Origin of the sequence: Marinicauda salina, assembly GCF_003122085.1 — a bacterium.
Taxonomy (GTDB): domain Bacteria; phylum Pseudomonadota; class Alphaproteobacteria; order Caulobacterales; family Maricaulaceae; genus Maricicauda_A; species Maricicauda_A salina.
The window spans coordinates 490,794-508,219 of the sequence record NZ_QEXV01000001.1; the positions used below are offsets into that span (position 1 = coordinate 490,794).

17 protein-coding genes are annotated in these 17,426 nt (G+C 69.7%); 10 read left to right on the forward strand and 7 right to left on the reverse strand.

Going from position 1 to position 17,426, the window contains the following annotated elements; translation table 11 throughout:
* Positions 1-168: 168 nt before the first annotated feature.
* Positions 169-1,110 carry a glutathione synthase gene (gene gshB / locus DDZ18_RS02245; RefSeq protein WP_109251723.1) on the reverse strand — a complete coding sequence of 314 codons (942 nt, stop codon included), beginning with the start codon at positions 1,108-1,110 and terminating at the stop codon, positions 169-171.
* A gap of 580 nt (positions 1,111-1,690) precedes the next feature.
* Here gshB and ffh point away from each other — a divergent pair.
* From ffh to rpsP, 3 genes are read left to right on the forward strand one after another with little or no spacing between them, the layout of a single operon-like run.
* Positions 1,691-3,232: a signal recognition particle protein gene (ffh, locus tag DDZ18_RS02250; protein ID WP_109251724.1), complete on the forward strand. Its 1,542-nt coding sequence runs from the start codon at positions 1,691-1,693 to the stop codon at positions 3,230-3,232.
* Entirely contained in the window at positions 3,229-3,759 is a 531-nt protein-coding gene (locus DDZ18_RS13650; protein WP_146190587.1) for a hypothetical protein, read from the forward strand. The genes ffh and DDZ18_RS13650 overlap by 4 nt, the downstream gene beginning before the upstream one ends.
* 28 nt (positions 3,760-3,787) lie before the next feature.
* A complete protein-coding gene (rpsP, locus tag DDZ18_RS14190) occupies positions 3,788-4,315 on the forward strand; it encodes a 30S ribosomal protein S16 (RefSeq protein ID WP_109251725.1) in 528 nt (175 codons plus the stop codon).
* A 125-nt stretch (positions 4,316-4,440) separates the two neighbouring features.
* Here rpsP and DDZ18_RS02260 read toward each other — a convergent pair whose 3' ends face one another.
* The gene (locus tag DDZ18_RS02260; protein ID WP_109251726.1) at positions 4,441-4,761 is read right to left on the reverse strand and encodes a GIY-YIG nuclease family protein; all 321 of its coding nucleotides are present in this window, start codon (positions 4,759-4,761) and stop codon (positions 4,441-4,443) included.
* Positions 4,762-4,910: 149 nt separating this feature from the next.
* Between DDZ18_RS02260 and rimM the strand changes: the two genes are divergently transcribed.
* The 4 genes from rimM (at position 4,911) to rplS (ending at position 7,192) form a co-directional block, all read left to right on the forward strand.
* Positions 4,911-5,417, forward strand: a complete 507-nt coding sequence (gene rimM, locus DDZ18_RS02265; protein WP_109251727.1) for a ribosome maturation factor RimM — start codon at positions 4,911-4,913, stop codon at positions 5,415-5,417.
* A 61-nt stretch (positions 5,418-5,478) separates the two neighbouring features.
* The gene (locus tag DDZ18_RS02270) at positions 5,479-6,039 is read left to right on the forward strand and encodes a hypothetical protein (protein WP_109251728.1); all 561 of its coding nucleotides are present in this window, start codon (positions 5,479-5,481) and stop codon (positions 6,037-6,039) included.
* Positions 6,040-6,083: 44 nt separating this feature from the next.
* Positions 6,084-6,788 (forward strand): tRNA (guanosine(37)-N1)-methyltransferase TrmD, encoded by a 705-nt coding sequence (gene trmD / locus DDZ18_RS02275; protein WP_109251729.1) that lies wholly within the window; start codon positions 6,084-6,086, stop codon positions 6,786-6,788.
* Positions 6,785-7,192 carry a 50S ribosomal protein L19 gene (gene rplS / locus DDZ18_RS02280; protein ID WP_109251730.1) on the forward strand — a complete coding sequence of 136 codons (408 nt, stop codon included), beginning with the start codon at positions 6,785-6,787 and terminating at the stop codon, positions 7,190-7,192. Before trmD ends, rplS begins: the two co-directional genes overlap by 4 nt.
* A 61-nt stretch (positions 7,193-7,253) precedes the next feature.
* On the opposite strand, the gene DDZ18_RS02285 is transcribed toward rplS, so the two are convergent.
* The 4 genes from DDZ18_RS02285 to DDZ18_RS02300 form a co-directional block, all read right to left on the reverse strand.
* Complete coding sequence (locus tag DDZ18_RS02285; protein ID WP_109251731.1) at positions 7,254-8,108, reverse strand: SMP-30/gluconolactonase/LRE family protein; 855 nt, start codon at positions 8,106-8,108, stop codon at positions 7,254-7,256.
* A 491-nt stretch (positions 8,109-8,599) separates the two neighbouring features.
* A complete protein-coding gene (locus DDZ18_RS02290; RefSeq protein ID WP_109251732.1) occupies positions 8,600-10,987 on the reverse strand; it encodes an FtsK/SpoIIIE family DNA translocase in 2,388 nt (795 codons plus the stop codon).
* Between the two features lie 413 nt (positions 10,988-11,400).
* On the reverse strand, positions 11,401-12,711 hold the full coding sequence (locus DDZ18_RS02295; protein ID WP_109251733.1) for an NHL repeat-containing protein: 1,311 nt from the start codon (positions 12,709-12,711) through the stop codon (positions 11,401-11,403).
* Between the two features lie 35 nt (positions 12,712-12,746).
* A complete protein-coding gene (locus tag DDZ18_RS02300; RefSeq protein WP_109251734.1) occupies positions 12,747-13,973 on the reverse strand; it encodes an argininosuccinate synthase in 1,227 nt (408 codons plus the stop codon).
* A gap of 151 nt (positions 13,974-14,124) precedes the next feature.
* Here DDZ18_RS02300 and glsA point away from each other — a divergent pair, with 151 nt between their 5' ends.
* From glsA to pyrF, 3 genes are all read left to right on the forward strand, one after another.
* The gene (glsA, locus tag DDZ18_RS02305; protein ID WP_109251735.1) at positions 14,125-15,429 is read left to right on the forward strand and encodes a glutaminase A; all 1,305 of its coding nucleotides are present in this window, start codon (positions 14,125-14,127) and stop codon (positions 15,427-15,429) included.
* A gap of 68 nt (positions 15,430-15,497) precedes the next feature.
* On the forward strand, positions 15,498-16,334 hold the full coding sequence (locus tag DDZ18_RS02310) for an SDR family NAD(P)-dependent oxidoreductase (protein WP_109251736.1): 837 nt from the start codon (positions 15,498-15,500) through the stop codon (positions 16,332-16,334).
* Between the two features lie 4 nt (positions 16,335-16,338).
* Complete coding sequence (gene pyrF / locus DDZ18_RS02315) at positions 16,339-17,025, forward strand: orotidine-5'-phosphate decarboxylase (protein WP_109251737.1); 687 nt, start codon at positions 16,339-16,341, stop codon at positions 17,023-17,025.
* A 58-nt stretch (positions 17,026-17,083) separates the two neighbouring features.
* On the opposite strand, the gene trxA is transcribed toward pyrF, so the two are convergent.
* The gene (gene trxA / locus DDZ18_RS02320) at positions 17,084-17,410 is read right to left on the reverse strand and encodes a thioredoxin TrxA (RefSeq protein ID WP_109251738.1); all 327 of its coding nucleotides are present in this window, start codon (positions 17,408-17,410) and stop codon (positions 17,084-17,086) included.
* Between the last annotated feature and the right edge of the window lie 16 nt (positions 17,411-17,426).

Below are 17,426 nucleotides of genomic sequence, written 5' to 3' on the forward strand. Positions count from 1 at the left end.
GATGACGAAGCAGGAGGCGCTGCGCGCGTCTCCCTCCCCTCGAGGGGAGGGTCGGGGTGTAGGTCTGAATTCCCGGACGCGCCGGAGGCGCGATCCGGGACCTCCGAGAGGCCAGTCGCATGGAGGCCCCGGCTCTCCCCCGGATCAAGTCCGGGGTCGGCCGGGGTTTCACGCCCGCAGCGCCTCGATCCAGTCGGCGAGCAGGGCCGAGACGTCGACCCCGGAAAAGCGCCTCAGCTCCTGGATGCCCGTGGGCGAGGTGACGTTGATCTCGGTGAGGAAGTCGCCGATCACGTCGATGCCGACGAAGACCAGCCCGCGGCGTTTCAGCTCCGGGCCGATGATGGCGCAGATCTCGCGGTCGCGCTTGGTGAGATCGCTCTCCACCGCGCGGCCGCCGACATGCATGTTGGCGCGCACCTCGCCCTCGGCGGGGATGCGGTTGATCGCGCCCACCGGCTCGCCGTCGACCAGGATCACCCGCTTGTCGCCGTTCCTGACGTCGGGGACGAAGGCCTGCGCCATCAGCGGCTCGCGGCTCGTCTGCTGGAACAGCTCCACCAGCGAGGCGAGATTCTCCGCGCTGTCGCGGATGCGGAACACGCCCGCCCCGCCGTTTCCGAACAGCGGCTTGACGACGATGTCGCGGCGATGGGTGTCGAAGAAGGCGCGGATCTCGGCCTCGCTGCGCGTGATCAGCGTCGGCGGCATCAGCCCCTCGAAGCGCGTGACGAACAGCTTCTCCGGCGCGTCGCGGACATGGGCGGGATCGTTGACCACCAGCACCTCGGGCTGGAGATGCTCCAGGATGTGCGTCGAGGTGATGTAGGCCATGTCGAAGGGCGGGTCCTGCCTGAGGAAGATCACGTCCATCGCGCGCAGGTTCAGCGTTTCGGCCTCGGCCAGGCTCACGTGATCGCCGGGATTGCGCTCCAGCCGCTCGACCTTGCGCGCCTCGGCGCGCACCGCGCCGTCGTCGAAGACCAGCGCCTCGGGCTGATAGATCCAGATCTCGTGGCCGCGCGAAAAGCATTCGAGCGCGATGTCGAAGGTCGAGTCCGCGTTCACGTCGACGGCCTCGATCGGGTCCATCTGGAAGGCGATCTTCATCTGGCGGGCCTTTCGCGTCCGGGCGGGGTCGGCGCTAGAGGTAGGCGATGCAGGCGCGGAGGGGAAGGCGGGGGATCGCCTCCGAATTGACTCTTATCCACACCCCGCGTACATCCGCACGCTTACAGCGCAAGCGCTCACCCGCTTGCCTTACCGGCACACGGAGCCCACCTCGAAGGTGACGCTCCCGGAGGCCGGCGAGGTCCCCCGCTCGGCGAAGGCTCGCTCAGCGGGGCGATACGCGCGTGCGCTGGGGAAACCCTGATGCTTCGAGACGCGGGCTTCGCCCGCTCCTCAGCATGAGGGTTTCGGGATTGGCGTTCGGCCTCCCATCCTTCGAGGCCCGCCTGGCGGCGGGCGCCTCAGGATGAGGGGGTCGGGCGAGACAACCGCGCCCTCATCCTGAGGGCCGAGGGGCCGCAGGCCCCGGGGCGTCTCGAAGGACGAGGGCGCGGAAGACGGAGTTGGGTCGACCACCCCTCGCCCCGACCCTCTCCCCTCCATGAGGGGAGAGGGAGGGACCCGCGAAGCGGGAGGGTGAGGGGAGCGAAACGAGAGTGAGCCGCAGGGACGGACGGACATGTTCGACGCGCTGAGCGAACGCCTTTCGGGAGTCTTCGACCGGATCACCGGCCGCGGCGCGCTGTCCGAAAAGGACGTCGAGGCCGCGCTGCGGGAGATCCGCGTCGCCCTGCTCGAGGCCGACGTCGCGCTGCCCGCGGTCAAGGATTTCGTCAAGCGGGTCAAGGAGCAGGCGGTCGGCGAGGAGGTCATCCGCTCGGTCTCGCCCGGCCAGCAGGTCGTCAAGATCGTCCACGACGAGCTCGTTCGCCTGCTCGGCGGCGAGGGCGAGCCCGAGGGGCTCCATCTCGAGGGCGAGCCGCCGGTCGCCATCCTGATGGCCGGCCTGCAGGGCTCGGGCAAGACGACCACGACGGCCAAGCTCGCCAAGCGGATCCAGGATCGCGACAAGAAGAAGGTGCTCGTCGCCTCGCTCGACACGCGCCGGCCCGCCGCGATGGAGCAGCTCGCCCAGATGGCCGAAAAGGCCGGCGTCGACTGCCTGCCCATCGTGAAGGGCCAGACCGCCGTCGAAATCGCGAAGCGCGCGATGAACGCCGGCCGGCTGCAGGGCTATGACGTCGTCATCCTCGACACGGCGGGCCGGACCTCGATCGACGAGGAGATGATGGCCGAGGCCGCCGCGATCGCGGGGGCGACCAATCCGCGCGAGACCATGCTGGTCGCCGACGCGCTCACCGGCCAGGACGCCGTCGAGACGGCGCGGCGCTTCCACGAGCGCCTGGCGCTGACCGGCCTGGTGCTCACGCGCATGGACGGCGACGGGCGCGGCGGCGCGGCGCTGTCGATGCGCTGGGTCACCGGGCTGCCGATCAAGTTCATCGGCACATCCGAGAAGATCGACGGGCTCGACGTCTTCGACGCCAAGCGCCTGGCGGGCCGCATTCTCGGGCGCGGCGACATCGTCTCCCTGGTGGAGAAGGCCGCCGAGGACGTCGACCAGGAGAAGGCCGAGAAGCTCGCCAAAAAGATGGCGAAGGGCAAGTTCGACCTGAACGACCTTCGCGATCAGCTCAAGCAGATCCAGAAGATGGGCGGGCTCGGCGGAATCATGGGCTTCCTGCCGGGCATGAACAAGGCGGCCAAGGCGCAGATGGCCTCGGCGGGCTTCGACGACACGATGATCAAGCGCCAGGAGGCGATCATCCTGTCGATGACGCCGACCGAGCGCGCCAAGCCCGACATCCTCAAGGCCAGCCGCAAGCGCCGCATCGCCAAGGGCGCCGGCGTCGAGGTGCCCGAGGTCAACAAGCTTTTGAAGATGCACCGCCAGATGGCGGACATGATGAAGAAGATGGGCAAGAAGGGCGGCAAGGGCGGCTTCCCCGGCATGCCGGGCATGCCCGGCATGGGCGGCGGCGCGCCGCAGCCCGGCCTCGACGAGGCCGCGTCCGATCTTCTCCAGGGACAGGCGCCGAAAGGCGCGAAAGGACTGCCGGGCCTGCCGGGCGCCGGCGGTTCCGGAGGACCGCCGGGTCTCGGCGGTCCGCTGGGGCCCGACGGCCTCCCGCCCGGCTTCCCGAAGGGAGGCAAGAAGTGAGCGTGTTTGCCCTTTTGATCCCGATTGCCGCGCTGATCGCTTTAGATGCAAGGTCTACCATTGCTTATCCCGATGAGGCGGGGAACCTCGGCATCGCCGGAGTGTGCAGCGTTGTTTACGACGTGCATGAGTCGGGCGAGACGCAGAATATCTGTGTTCGTTGCCGCCTTCTGCCTGGCACGACCGAGCATTTGCTGGCTCAAGGTTTAAGTGTCGTCGAGGCGCGGCGGGCCGAAGCGCGTGCGATTGCGGCGTTCGAACGAGAGAGCGCTCGCGAGATCGAGTCGTGGAATTATGCGCCCCGCCGCGGATTCCCGATCCGAGAGATCGTCACCAGTGATAACGGTCAGCTGGCGCTCACTGGCGATCAACCGCAACCGGTCGAGCCTCGATCAGGCGTGCAGGCCATAATCGATTTTCAGCCTGAAGGCTTGGCGGCCGGCGACGGCCGCGACGGGCTCTCGGTCGATTATCCCGTGCAGAATCCCTGTTCCGGCTACAGCCCGAACGACGAACCGATCCAATAGATTGATCACCTCTGAAAGGAAGACCCCCATGTCTGTGAAAATCCGCCTCGCCCGCGCCGGCGCCAAGAAGCGCCCCTTCTACCGCATCGTCGTGGCCGACAGCCGCGATCCCCGCGACGGCCGCTTCATCGAGCGCATCGGCTCCTACAACCCGATGCTGCCGAAGGACCATGACGAGCGCGTCAAGCTGGATGCCGAGAAGGCGGCCGAATGGCTGAAGAAGGGCGCCCGGCCCACCGAGCGCGTCGCCCGCTTCCTGGGCGCGGCCGGCCTGATCGAGTGGAAGCACGGCCACAATCCGAAGAAGGCCGAGCCGGGCGAGAAGGCCAGGGAACGCGCCGAGGAGCGCGCCGAGAAGGAGCGCGCCAAGAAGGAAGCCGCCGAAGAGGCCAAGGCCGCCCCGGCTGAGGAAGAGGCTCCGGCCGAGGAAGCCAAGGCTGAAGAGGCCCCCGCCGAAGAGGCGAAGGCTGAGGAAGCTCCGGCCGAGGAAGCCAAGGCTGAAGACGCCTCCGAGGACAAGGCCGACGAGGCCGAGGGCGAGAAAGAGAAGTCGTAGGCTTCCTGCCAATCCCAAATCCCTCATCCTGAGGAGCCCCGTTCCCCTCGCCCTTCGAGACGCGCGCTTCGCGCGCCCTCAGGATGAGGGGAACGGGGCGTCTCGAAGGACGGGATTTGGGATCGTCAATCGTCCCCGTCCGCGTCGTCGGCGGCCGGCCTGAAGCCCCGGGCGGACAGGTCCGGCAGCAGATCGAAACGCCCCGCGATCAGCGCTTCCTTCTTGGCCCGGCTCCAGCCCTTGATCCGGCGCTCGGCTTCGATGGCGTCTTCGATGCGCGCGAAATGCTGGCTGAAGACCAGCTCGACCGGCAGCCGCCTGCGCGTGTAGTCGGCGCCCTCGCCGGCCTCGTGCTCGGCCATGCGGCGAGCGAGATCGGGGCCGCGGGCCAGGCCGGTGTAGTAGGATCCGTCGGCGCAACGCAGAATATAGACCCACGCCTCCATGACCGTATAAGGCCATAATTGATGGCTGCTGCGAAGCGCACCGAAGAAGCCCTCATCCTGAGGGCCCGATCCCCGTCCTTCGAGACGGCCGCTTCGCGGCCTCCTCAGGATGAGGGGATCGGGCGTCTCGAAGGGCGAGGGCTTCTCCCATGACCCAACCCGACCTCATCGTCATCGGCGCGATCGCCGGCGCCCACGGGGTGAAGGGCGAGGCGAAGCTGCGCGCCTTCGGCGATCCGGACGCGCTGTGCGGCTACGGGCCGTTCCTCGATGAAACCGGGAAGGTGATCCTCACGCCCGTGCGCGCGCGTCATTCGGGCGGCGAGACCGTGGTGGCGGCCTTCGAAGAGCCGGTCACCCGCGAGGACGTCATGGCGATGAAGGGGACGCTGCTCTACGTGCCCCGCGATCTGCTGCCCGAACCCGACCCTGACGAGTTCTATCATTCCGATCTCGTCGGGCTCGCCGTCGAGGACCTCGAGGGAAGGCCGCTCGGCCGGGTCAAGGCGGTGCAGAATTACGGCGCGGGCGACCTGCTGGAGATCGACGCCTCGCCCGCGCCGGGCTGGTTCCTGCCGTTTACGAAGGCCGCCGTTCCGCACGTCGATCTCGCGGCCGGCAAGATCGTCGCCGATCCCCCGGAGGTGGTGGAGTAGCGCCCCTCTCGCGTGTCGCGTGCGCCGATGCTAGCGTCGCGGGAAACACGGGGGAGGAGACATGCTGGAGCTTATCGCCGCGCTGGCGCTGCAGACCGAGAGCATTCGGTGCGAAATCGAATATGAGGGCTCGCCGCCCGATCCCGACTCCGCCGCCCTGGCTTGCCCGCCCGATCCCGACCCGGCCGCATTGGATGCGGCTGAGGCCGCGCTCGAAAGCATGGACGTGCGCCAGCCTGAAGCGATGGCTGATGACCTGCGGCGGACGATGCGGCTCGAGCGTGAAGACGGCGTCTGGCGAGTCCGCCGATGGCCCACGAATATGGAAGAGCCACAAATTCCGTTGGCGGTCGCCGATAACGGCTTTGCGGCGGTCTGCGAAGTTACGGGAAGCGCGATTCCCGATGGCCGTATGACAGAGGTCGAAGGTTCATGCGCCTCGGCTCATGATGATGAGCCTGCGGGTGAGTATATCCGGGAGCTTTACCGGCTCGCGGTCGAAGTCGCATTCTCGCGATGGCGTTACAGCCCGGCGGAGCATGAGACGCGCGAGCAGGCCTGTTTCAGGTTCCAGCTCGGCGGCGGCGAAAGTCTGGAAGAGGTCCAGGACCCGCCCTGCTGAGCGCGCGCTTGCGCACGGACCGGGCGGTCGCTAAAGCCGCGGCCATGACCTTCGCCGCGACCGTGCTCACCCTGTTCCCCGACGCCTTCCCCGGCGCGCTCGGCGTGTCGCTGGTCGAGACGGCGCGGACGAACGGACTCTGGTCGCTCGAAACGGTGGACATCCGGTCTTTTTCCCGTCATAAGCACGCCTCCGTCGACGACACGCCGGCAGGCGGCGGCCCCGGAATGGTGCTGCGCCCGGACGTGGCGGCGGCGGCGATCGACAGCGTGGACCTCCGGGGACGCGCGTTGATCCACATGACGCCGCGCGGCCGGCCGCTGACCCAGACCCGGGTTCGGGAGCTGGCGGCGGGACCGGGCGTCGTTGTGTTCTGCAGCCGCTTCGAAGGGCTCGATCAGCGGGTCGTCGAGGCGCGCGGCATGGAGGAAGTGAGCGTCGGCGACGCCGTCCTCGCCGGGGGCGAGATCCCCGCGCAGTACCTCATCGAGGCCTGCGTGCGGCTCCTGCCCGGCGTGATCGGCAAGACGGAGTCGACGCTGGAAGAGAGTTTCGAGGGCGATCTCCTCGAATACCCTCACTACACCCGTCCGCGGGCGTGGGAGGGAAGGGAGATCCCCGAGGTGCTGCTTTCGGGCGACCACGGCAGGGTCGCGCGCTGGCGGCGCGAACAGGCGGAAGACACGACGAGGAAGCGCCGGCCTGATCTCTGGACGAGATATCGGCGGCGTCATGGAGACGACCGATGAACATGATCGAGCAGCTCGAGCAGGAAGAAGCCGCCCGCGTCCTCGGCGAGCGCGAAATCCCCGACTTCTCGGCCGGCGACACGCTGGCGGTGAATGTCTGGATCCGCGAGGGCGAGCGCCAGCGCGTCCAGCGCTTCGAGGGCGTGTGCATCGCGCGCTCGGGCGGCGGGCTCAACGAGAACTTCACCGTGCGCAAGATCAGCTTCGGCGAGGGCGTCGAGCGCGTCTGGCCGGTGCATTCGCCGCTGATCGAGTCGATCGTGGTCAAGCGCAAGGGCAAGGTGCGCCGCGCCAAGCTTTATTACCTGCGCGAGCGCCGCGGCAAGTCGGCCCGCATCGCCGAGCGCACGACCGGCCGCGGCATCGAGCCGCGCGGCAAGAAGGGCGCGACGCCGGAAGGCTGAACGCCGCTTCGATGCGAGACATGAAAACGCCCGCCGGAAACGGCGGGCGTTTTTTGTTGCGCTACTCGGCCCGGCCGAACGCCATCACCGCATTGTCGAAGAAGGTCGGGATCGCGAACAGGCCGGCCTGCGGCGCGTAGCCCGGATCGGCCGAGTTCACGCCCATCAGCCTTGTGTCCGAGATCGTGCGGACCGCGCCGTCGGCGTCGAGATGGAAGATCCGGCCCGCCCAGTTGGTGAGCACGTAGCCGCCCTCGCCGTCGGGGACCATGCCGTCGCCGGAGCCGAGCCCGTCGGCGACCTGCGAAAAATCTCGCGTCTCCCAGTCGATCGCCCACAGCGTGTCGCCGACATAGGCGAGCAGCCGGTCGGTCTCGGCCAGCAGCCCGTTCACCGAGCCGGCGTCGCTCGCCAGCCGGGCGTCGTCGGACCACAGCGTCATCTCGCCGTCGACGAGGGCGTGGATGCGGCCCGTGCCCATGTCGGAGACGAGCACCGTCCCGTCGGGGCCGATGGTGACGTCGTTGAGGAACTCCGCGCCCTCGACGGCGTGGCGGGCGACGACGTCGCCCGTCTCGAGATCGATCGCGACGAGCTCGTCGATATCGGAGACGAACAGCGTTCCGTTCGCCGCGGCCATGCCCTTGGGCGCGTCGAGCCCCTCGGCGAAGCGCAGCGTCTCGATCGCGCCGTCGAGGCCGAGCACCGAGATGAAGCCGTCGCCGTCCTCCTCGAGCGGCACGCCGCCGGCGATGTTGGAGACCAGGAACGCGTCCAGCGCGTCTACGTAGAGCACGGATTCCGGATTGGCGAAGCCGCCCGTCTTCCAGGCCTGCTCGAAGCCGAAGTCCTGGGCGGCGGCGGGCGCGGCGAAGCCGAGCGCGGCGGCGCCCGCAAGTGCGATGACTGCCTTCATGACGTCCTCCTGATCATTGAGCCCGCGGCAGGATGCGCCGATCGGCGGTGAAGGGGAAGGGTCGCGATCCTCTGCAACCCCGGCCGACCGGAGGCAGAGCCGGGGCCTCCGGCGTCGACGTGAGCGGCTGGGAGGTCAGTTCGCGTCGACGATCCGGTCCCCGTCCTTCGAGACGCTCTGTTCCCTCATGCTGAGGGCGACCCCGGACTTGCCTGCCCCCGCGTAGGCGGGGGATCCGGGGGAGCGTCTCGAAGCACGAGGGAACTGGCCTCCTCAGAGCCTGCCCCGGACGTGATCCGGGGATGAGGGGATCGGATCGAAGGCGTCGTCAGCCGTCTCGGCGTGCTCGCGCGCCGGGCGTCACCCCACCCCAACCCTCCCCTCGAGGGGAGGGAGTTGCGTCGCGCGTTGGAAAGGGGATGCGATCAAACGCCCTGCCGCCTCCCTCCCCCGCTTGCGGGGGAGGGCCGGGGTGGGGGCGGTGGAAGCCCTTACGCCCCCTCGCGCTCGGGCAGGAAGATCTCGCGCTTCCCGGCGTGGTCGGCCGGGCCGATCATGCCCTCGTCCTCCATGCGCTCGATGAGCGTGGCCGCGCGGTTATAGCCGATCTGCAGCCGGCGCTGGATGTAGCTCGTCGACGCCTTGCGGTCGCGGGCCACCACCGCGACGGCCTGGTCGAACAGGTCGTCGCCCGTCTCGCCCGATTCCATTGCGAACGGGCTCGCCTCGTCGTCGTCGACCTCCTCGGTGACGGCGTCGAGATATTCCGGCGCGGCCTGCTTCTTGAGATAGCGCGCCACGTCCTCGACCTCGCGGTCGGTGACGAAGGGGCCGTGCAGGCGCCGGATGCGGCCGCCGCCGGCCATGTAGAGCAGGTCGCCCATGCCCAGCAGCTGTTCGGCGCCCTGCTCGCCGAGGATGGTCCGGGAGTCGATCTTCGACGTGACCTGATACGAGATCCGGGTGGGGAAGTTCGCCTTGATCGTGCCGGTGATGACGTCGACCGAGGGGCGCTGCGTGGCCATGATGAGATGGATGCCGGCCGCGCGCGCCATCTGGGCCAGGCGCTGGACGGCGCCCTCGATCTCCTTGCCCGCGACCATCATCAGGTCGGCCATCTCGTCGATGACGACGACGATGTAGGGCATCGGGTCGGGCTCGATGGTCTCGGTCTCGTAGATCGGCTCGCCGGTCTCCTTGTCGAAGCCGGTCTGGACGGTGCGCTCGAGCATCTCGCCGGCGGCGCGCGCCTTGGCGGCCTTCTCGTTGAAGCCGGTCATGTTGCGCACGCCGACCTTGGACATCCTGAGATAGCGCGACTCCATCTCGCGCACGGTCCATTTCAGCGCCGCGACGGCCTTCTTCGGGTCGGTCACCACCGGGCTCAGCAGGTGGGGAATGCCGTCATAAACCGACAGCTCGAGCATCTTGGGATCGATCATGATCATGCGGCACTCCTCCGGCGGCAGCCGGTAGAGCAGCGACAGGATCATGGCGTTGATGCCAACCGACTTGCCCGAGCCGGTCGTGCCCGCGATCAGCAGGTGGGGCATGCGCGCGAGATCGGCGAAGAAGGGCTCGCCGCCGATCGTCTCGCCGAGCGCGAGCGGCAGCTCGGCCTTGGCCTTCTCGAAGCCGGTCGAGGACAGCAGCGCGCGCAGGAACACCGTCTCGCGGTCCTGGTTGGGCAGCTCGATGCCGATGGCGTTGCGGCCGGGCACGACGGCGACGCGGCAGGCCACGGCCGCCATCGACCGCGCGATGTCGTCGGCGAGATTGATCACCCGGCTGGTCTTCACGCCGGGGGCGGGCTCGAATTCGTAGAGCGTGACCACCGGTCCGGGCCGGACCTGGACGATCTCGCCCTTCACGCCGAAGTCCGACAGCACGGATTCGAGCAGCTCGGCGTTCTGCGAGACCGCCTCGGGGTCGATCGCGTCGGTGCGCGCCGGCGCCTTGCCGAGCAGATCCAGGCGCGGCATCTCGAAGCCCTGCTGGGTCTCCGCGAAGGGTAGCGCGCCCTGGGCCTCGCGCGCCTCGCGGTCGGAGGGCCTGGGTTTTCCCTTCTTCTTGACCGCCACCTTGGGCGCGATCTTCTCGCGCGGACCGGGCGCCTTGCGCGGCTTGTCGCCCTTGAGGAAGGCCGGGGCGGTCTCGGCGCGGCCGTCGGGAATGACCGGCTCCGGCGCGGCGGCCTCGTCGCGCCAGGGATGCGGAATGCGTCCCGCGATGCGATCCGCCCAGACGCGCAGCGTCGCCCAGGCCAGTCCCGCCGCGTCGGCGGCCGCCGACAGATCGCGCATGGTCAGGCCGAAGCAGAAGAAGGCGCCGGTCACGGCGAACGCGAGGCCGACGACGCCGGCCGCCAGCGTCGGACCGGGCAGGCCGGCGAGCGCCCAGAGGTCGGCGAGCGCGAACAGCAGACGATCGCCCAGCACGCCGCCCAGCCCGGCGGCGAAGGGCCAGCCCGCGGGAATCGGCAGGGCCGAGACGGCGGCGGCGAAGCCGAAGGCGCCGATGACGGCCGACAGCGCGCGGAAGGCGACGAGCGCGCCGGGGCGGGCGCGCGGCCCGCCGACGATCAGGATCAGTCCCCAGGCGGCGAGCGCGAGCGCTAGCGCCGCCCCGCCCCAGCCCAGCGTCTGCAGCATCAGGTCGGCCGCGACGGCGCCGGCCGGTCCGGCGAGGTTGGAGACCGGCCCGTCGCTGGCGACATTCAGGCTGGGATCGAGCGGATCGTGGCTCAGCGCGGCGACCAGCAGGAAGGCGCCGAAGGCGGTCGCGGCGGTTCCGACGAGGGCAGCGCGCGCGCGCGCGAACACGCCGGGCTTCGCCGGCGCGTCCGGGCTGTCGTCGCTGGCCTGGCGGGACGCGGTCATGACCCCGCAGGCTGGGCCAAGAACGTTCCCAGGAAGTAAACGGGAATTAACCGAATGCGGCGGGCGGCTCGGGCTTCGGCGCATCTCGATCGAGCCTGCGAGCGCGGCTGCTTATCTGCTGACGCCGGGACACCCCACCCCTTCCCTCCCCTCGAGGGGAGGGAGCCAGGTCGAGCCACGGCACGATGACGCGGTTATTCGCGGCGCCGCCGCCTCCCTCCCCCGCTTGCGGGGGAGGGCCGGGGTGGGGGATCGGCGGAGCCCGACGCCCCGTCTTAGGCCGCCATCGCCGCTCAGGTTTCCGCTGTGGAGTCGTCATTCCCGCGAAGGCGGGAACCCAGAGAAGCCCGTCGCGCTCTACGATGCCTGGGTCCCCGACAGCCTGCGGCTTCGGGGATGACGAAGCGAAGGATCTACTCCGCCGCGTCCTCCGCGGCGTCGACCGGAAACGTCAGGATGACCGGGTCGGTCCGCTCGCCGTCGGGCTCGGAGCCGTCCTCGGGGAACAGGTTCCATTGCGCGTTGGCGACGACGAAAGCCCGGTCGTCGGCGATGCGCAGCGTCGTCGGCTCGCCGAAGCGCGGCTCGCCCGTGAGCACGGGCTCGAGCGCCGCCACGCCGCCGGCCTCGTCGAGCACGAGCTCGAAAACGCCGTGCGGCGATGCGCCGTTGCGGACGACGAACATGCGGCCGTCGAGGCTGGTCGCCAGGCCGTCGAGCCCGATCATTGAGGCGGTCGACGGCGTCGCCGCCAGCGTCGCCTCGCCCGACACCGGATCGATGCGCCACAGGCCCAGCGCGTAGTCGACCACCCAGACCGCGCCGCGCGCCGCGGCCAGCCCCTGCAGCGAGGCGAAGCGCGAATCCTCGGCGAAGACATCGAGCCGGCCCGCCGGCCCGGTCAGCCGGTAGATGCGCCCGCCCTCTGCGTCGGCGGCGTAAACCACGCCGTCGCGCACCGCGACGTCGGCGATGCGCACCGCGCCGTCGATCTCGTGGCGGCGATAGAGCTCGCCGGTCTCCATGTCGAAGGCCAGCAGCGCCGTGCCCGGCGCCTCGCCGTCCTCGACCGGCGTCTGCGGGACGACGCCCACGGCGGCGTAGAGCAGGCGATTGGCTCGGTCGAGCGCCAGGCCGAACACGGAGGCCACGCCGTCCTCCGGTCCGGCGAACACCTCGGCCTCGCCAGGCGAGAACGGTTCGACGAGATAGATGCGGCGGTCGGCGACAGAGCCCAGATAGAGCCGCTCGGTCTCGATATCGATCGCGACCGACTCGATCAGCGCGTCCCGCAGCGCCGGCTCGGCGAAGACGGTCGCTTCGCCGACGGGCGCGGCGTTGGCCTCGAGACGTTCGGCGACGGCGTCGTAGCGGGTCGGGTCGGCGGCGCGCAGCGCCTCGGCGTCGTCGACATTCGCGGCGATGTCGAAGGCCAGCCCGGCGATCGCCATGCGCTCGAGCGCGCGGAACTGCGCCTCGGCGTCGCCGGCCAGCCCGCCGATGATCAGCGCGTTGCGCAGCAGGCCGGGATGGCCCGGCTGCAGGCCGAGCGCGGCCTCGTTGGTGCGCCGCGCGGCTTCCCAGTCCTCGGCCCCGGCGGCGGCGCGGGTCTGTTCGCGCAGCGCCCGGGACTGGTCAAGCAGGGAGAATTCGGGCTCGGCCTCCTGCGCGGCGGCCGTCGCGCCGAGGCTGAGCGCGGCGAGGAACAGGCAGACGTATTTCATCGGATCCCCTCTCGCCGCGCGCATGCGACGGCGATCTAGTCGTTCTCCCCCAGACGTCGCTTGCGCTCGGCCAGCAGTTTCAGCCGCAGCGCGTTGAGCCGGATGAAGCCCTCGGCGTCCTTCTGGTCGTATACCGCATCCTCCTCGAATGTCACATGCTCCAGCGAATACAGCGAGTTCGGGCTCGACCGGCCGACGACGACCGCCGATCCCTTGTAGAGCTTCATGCGAACTTCGCCGGAAACATGGCGCTGGGAGGCGTCGACGGCGGCCTGGAGCATCTCGCGCTCGGGGCTGAACCAGAAGCCCTCGTAGACGAGCTTGGCGTATTTCGGCGCGAGCTCGTCCTTGAGATGCATCGCGCCGCGATCCAGCGTCAGGCTCTCGATCCCGCGATGGGCGGTCATCAGGATCGTCCCGCCGGGCGTCTCGTAGATGCCGCGCGACTTCATGCCGACGAAACGGTTCTCGACGAGATCGAGCCGGCCGACGCCGTGCTTCGCGCCGAGATCGTTGAGCCGCTCGAGGAGCGCGGCGGGACCGAGGCGGGTCCCGTCGATGCTGACCGCGTCGCCGCGCTCGAAGCCGATCGTGACATATTCGGGCGCGTCGGGCGCGTCCTCGGGCGACGTCGTGCGCAGGCACACCTCGTCGAAGCCCTCCTCGGCGGGGTCCTCGAGCACCTTGCCCTCCGAGGAGGTGTGCCAGAGATTGGCGTCGATCGAGAACGGCGCCTCGCCGCGCTTGTCCGTGGGAACCTCGATGCCGTGGGCCTCGGCGTAGGCGATCAGCTTGCCCCGCGAATTGAGATCCCATTCCCGCCACGGCGCGATCACGGCGAGCGCGGGATCGAGCGCGGCGACGCCGAGCTCGAAGCGGACCTGGTCGTTGCCCTTGCCCGTGGCGCCGTGGGCGACGGCGTCGGCGCCGGTCTCGTGGGCGATCTCGACCAGGCGCTTGGCGATCAGCGGCCGCGCGATCGCCGTGCCGAGCAGGTACTGGCCCTCGTAGACGGCGTTGGCGCGAACCATCGGGAAGCAGTAATCGCGCACGAATTCGTCGCGCAGATCGTCGACATAGATCTCCTTCACCCCGGCCGCCTCGGCTGTCTTGCGGGCCGGTTCGAGCTCCTCGCCCTGGCCGAGATCGGCGGTGAAGGTCACCACCTCGGCGTCATAGGCCTCGCGCAGCCAGGTCAGGATGACGGAGGTGTCGAGGCCGCCGGAATAGGCGAGCACGATCTTCTTCACCGGTCGGGTCATGGGCGTAGGTCTCACGGGTCGGGACGGAAGCGGCGCGCAATCTAGACGGCGGCCCCGCGCGTTGGAAGCATCCGCGGCGCCCGCAGCGGCTTGCACGGACGCTCAGGCGCCGTGATGCTCGGCCGCGCAGCCGCCGGCAGGGAGTTCCTCCTTGAGCGCCGAACGAGACGACATCGCCCATTCCGGCGCCTTCTCCACGCGCCCGGCCCAGTTCGAGACCGAGGAGGCCGAGGCCGAAGAGTGCCGCGGTCACGCCGAGGCCGGCTTCCGCGAACTCGCCGCCCACGGGCCCGTCACCGGCGAGCGCGTGCTCGCCGCGCTCGAGGCCGCCGGGCTCGAGCCTGACGACCCCCGGCTCAGCGGCAGCTGGGAAGGCTTCGGCGACCGCGCCGGCGAGGCGCTCGACGAGGACGCCTTCTGCGACATCCTCCCCGCACACGAGGCGAGCCTGGTGCGCCGGGCGCTCACCGGCCGGCTCGCCAGCGAGGACTTCGGCGCGTTCAGGCGGCGCATCGCCAACCTCTTCTACTACTCGGCCGAGGAGACGTCGGGCCGCATCGCCGACTATATCCCCGAGCTCGCCAAGGCCGACCCCGAGGCCTATGCGATGGGGGCGTGCACGATCGACGGCCAGCGCTTCGAGCTCGGCCTGCGCGAGGCCGACGCCGGGCGGGCGTTCTGCGTGCAGTCGGCGATGAAGCCGGTCAATTACGCCGTCGCCCAGGAGCTGCTGGGCGCGACCATGGTTCACCGCCATGTCGGCCGCGAACCCTCGGGGCAGAGCTTCAACGAGATCACGCTCGACGAGCACCGGCGACCGCACAATCCGATGATCAACGCCGGGGCGATCATCACCACCGCCCTGATCAAGCCGGGCGCGAGCGTCGACGCCCGCTTCGACTTCATCCGCCGCGTCTGGCGCTCGGCCTCGGCCGGCGACGCCTGCGGCTTCGACCAGGCGACCTACGAGAGCGAGCTCGGCCATGCCGATCGAAATTTCGCGCTCGCCTACTTCATGCGCGAGCACGGCTGCTTCCCCGACGAGGCCGACCTCCACGAGGCGCTCGATCTGTATTTCCGCTGCTGCGCCATCGAGACCGACGTGCGCCGGCTCGCCGCCGTGGCGGCGACCTTCGCCAATGGCGGGGTCTGCCCGGTCACCGAGCGCCAGGTCTTCCAGCGCGAGACGGTCAAGAACACGCTCTCGCTGATGCTCTCGTGCGGCATGTACGACTTCTCCGGCGAGTACGCCTTCACCGTCGGCCTGCCGGCGAAGTCGGGCGTGTCCGGCGCGCTGATGATCGTGGTGCCCGGCGTGGCGGGCTTCGCCCTCTACAGCCCGCGCCTCGGTCCGAAGGGCAACCCGCAGCGCGGCGTGGAGTTCTCGCGTCGGCTGGTCGAGGCCTTCCCCTGGCACGTCTACGCCCCGATCGTCGTCGATCCGGGACTGGGATAGGCGCGCCCGGCTGGACAAGCTGCGCGGCGGGGCCCAATTTCGCTGCAACCGCGAAGAAGGAGCCCCTCATGGCCCGCCGTCTCTGTCTCGTCACCGGCGCCTCCTCGGGCATCGGCGCCGCGCTGGCGCGTGAATTCGCCTCCCATGGCTGGGATCTCGCCCTCGTCGCCCGGCGCGAGGACCGGCTCAAGGACATCGCCGAGGAGATGAAGGCCCAGTTCGGCGTTGACAGCCTCGTGATCGCCGCCGATCTCGCCGAGCCCGACGCCCCGGAAACGATCATGAAGGCCGTCGCCGACGCCGGCCGCCAGGTCGACGGCCTGGTCAACAACGCCGGCGCCGGCCAGCCCGGCGCCTATGTCGAGACCGACTGGGCGACCCAGGCGCGCTTCATCCAGCTCATGGTGACCAACTACGCCCATCTGGTGCATCTCGCCGCCCAGGGCATGGCCGAGCGCGGTTTCGGGCGGATCATCAACGTCTCCTCGGTGTCGGCGCTGCTGCCCAGCGCGAACGCGCACACGCGGTTCTCCGGCACGCTCTATCCCGGCGCGAAGAGCTTCCTGATCAAGATGTCGGAGGCGCTGCAGCTCGAACTCGGCGACCGCAACGTCAATGTCTGCGCGCTGTGCCCGGGCTACACGCTCACCGAGTTCCACGACGTCAACGGCGCGCGGGCGACAGTCTCGAATCTGCCGTCCTTCTGGATGCTCTCGGCCGAGGAGGTTGCTAAGACCGGCTATGACGCCGTTCAGCGCGGCGTCGTCTGCCGCGTGCCCGGGTCCTGGTACAAGTTCCTCGTCGGGCTGGCGCGCATCCTGCCCGATCCGGTCGGGCGCTGGGCGATGCGCCGCCAGGAGAAGCGCATGGCGAACCAGGCCTCCCGGGCCTCGTCGGCGGGCTGACCCGGTGGCGGATCCCCGACTGATCGCCGCGCTCGACCTGCCCGACGCGTCCGCCGCCCGGCAGATGGTGGAGACGCTCGGCGAGGCCTGCGGCTTCTACAAGATCGGCCTGCAGCTGCTGCCCGTCGGCGGGACCGAGCTGGCGCGCGATCTCAAGGCGCGCGGCCTGTCGGTCTTTCTCGACTACAAGCTCCACGACATCCCCGCCACGGTCGAAAAGGCGACGCGTTCGATCACCACCGCCGGCGCCGACCTGCTCACCGTCCACGCCGAGCCGCCGGTGATGCGCGCCGCCGTCGAGGGCCGGGCGGGCTCGGACATGAAGATCCTCGGCGTCACCGTTCTGACGGCCTATGACGACGCCATGCTCGCCGAGATGGGCTATGCGATGGGCGCGCGCGATCTCGTCATGCGCCGCGTCGACCAGGCGATGGCGGCCGGCGTCGATGGCGTCGTCGCCTCGCCGCACGAGGCCGCCGAGATCCGCGCGCGGGTCGGCGACGACTTCCTCATCGTCACGCCCGGCGTGCGACCGGCCGGCGCCGAGAAGGGCGATCAGAAGCGCGTGGCGACGCCCGCCGACGCGCTCGCGGCCGGCGCCAGCCATCTCGTCGTCGGCCGGCCGATCACCGGCGCCGCCGACCCGAAGGCGGCGGCGGAAGCCATCGCCCGGGAGATGGCGGAGGCCTGAACGAAAACGGCGCGCCCCGGGGGACGCGCCGCTTCGAATTCGGATTTCTCAGACAGGATCAGCTGACGAGCGTCTCGTCGAGCCATTCCTGGATCTTGCCCTTCGACATCGCGCCGACCTTGAACGAGACCGGCTCGCCGCCATTGAACAGCATCAGGGTCGGGATGCCGCGCACGCCGTACTTGCCCGGCGTCATCGGGTTCTCGTCGATATTGACCTTGGCGATCGTGAGCGCGCCGTTCTTTTCCGAGGCGATCTCGTCGAGGGCCGGGGCGATCTGCTTGCAGGGACCGCACCATTCCGCCCAGAAGTCCACGAGGACCGGACCGTCGGCCTTGAGGACGTCGGTCTCGAAGGATTCGTCGGAAACAGCCTTGGTCGCCATGAAAGACCTCCCAGAG

What these genes read in the sequence shown, in the direction of transcription:
- gshB (WP_109251723.1), bottom strand. Translation starts at nt 1,110, where the DNA reads ATGAAGATCGCCTTCCAGATGGACCCGATCGAGGCCGTCGACGTGAAC.
- ffh (WP_109251724.1), top strand. Translation starts at nt 1,691, where the DNA reads ATGTTCGACGCGCTGAGCGAACGCCTTTCGGGAGTCTTCGACCGGATC.
- rpsP (WP_109251725.1), top strand. Translation starts at nt 3,788, where the DNA reads ATGTCTGTGAAAATCCGCCTCGCCCGCGCCGGCGCCAAGAAGCGCCCC.
- DDZ18_RS02260 (WP_109251726.1), bottom strand. Translation starts at nt 4,761, where the DNA reads ATGGAGGCGTGGGTCTATATTCTGCGTTGCGCCGACGGATCCTACTAC.
- rimM (WP_109251727.1), top strand. Translation starts at nt 4,911, where the DNA reads ATGACCCAACCCGACCTCATCGTCATCGGCGCGATCGCCGGCGCCCAC.
- DDZ18_RS02270 (WP_109251728.1), top strand. Translation starts at nt 5,479, where the DNA reads ATGCTGGAGCTTATCGCCGCGCTGGCGCTGCAGACCGAGAGCATTCGG.
- trmD (WP_109251729.1), top strand. Translation starts at nt 6,084, where the DNA reads ATGACCTTCGCCGCGACCGTGCTCACCCTGTTCCCCGACGCCTTCCCC.
- rplS (WP_109251730.1), top strand. Translation starts at nt 6,785, where the DNA reads ATGAACATGATCGAGCAGCTCGAGCAGGAAGAAGCCGCCCGCGTCCTC.
- DDZ18_RS02285 (WP_109251731.1), bottom strand. Translation starts at nt 8,108, where the DNA reads ATGAAGGCAGTCATCGCACTTGCGGGCGCCGCCGCGCTCGGCTTCGCC.
- DDZ18_RS02290 (WP_109251732.1), bottom strand. Translation starts at nt 10,987, where the DNA reads ATGACCGCGTCCCGCCAGGCCAGCGACGACAGCCCGGACGCGCCGGCG.
- DDZ18_RS02295 (WP_109251733.1), bottom strand. Translation starts at nt 12,711, where the DNA reads ATGAAATACGTCTGCCTGTTCCTCGCCGCGCTCAGCCTCGGCGCGACG.
- DDZ18_RS02300 (WP_109251734.1), bottom strand. Translation starts at nt 13,973, where the DNA reads ATGACCCGACCGGTGAAGAAGATCGTGCTCGCCTATTCCGGCGGCCTC.
- DDZ18_RS02310 (WP_109251736.1), top strand. Translation starts at nt 15,498, where the DNA reads ATGGCCCGCCGTCTCTGTCTCGTCACCGGCGCCTCCTCGGGCATCGGC.
- trxA (WP_109251738.1), bottom strand. Translation starts at nt 17,410, where the DNA reads ATGGCGACCAAGGCTGTTTCCGACGAATCCTTCGAGACCGACGTCCTC.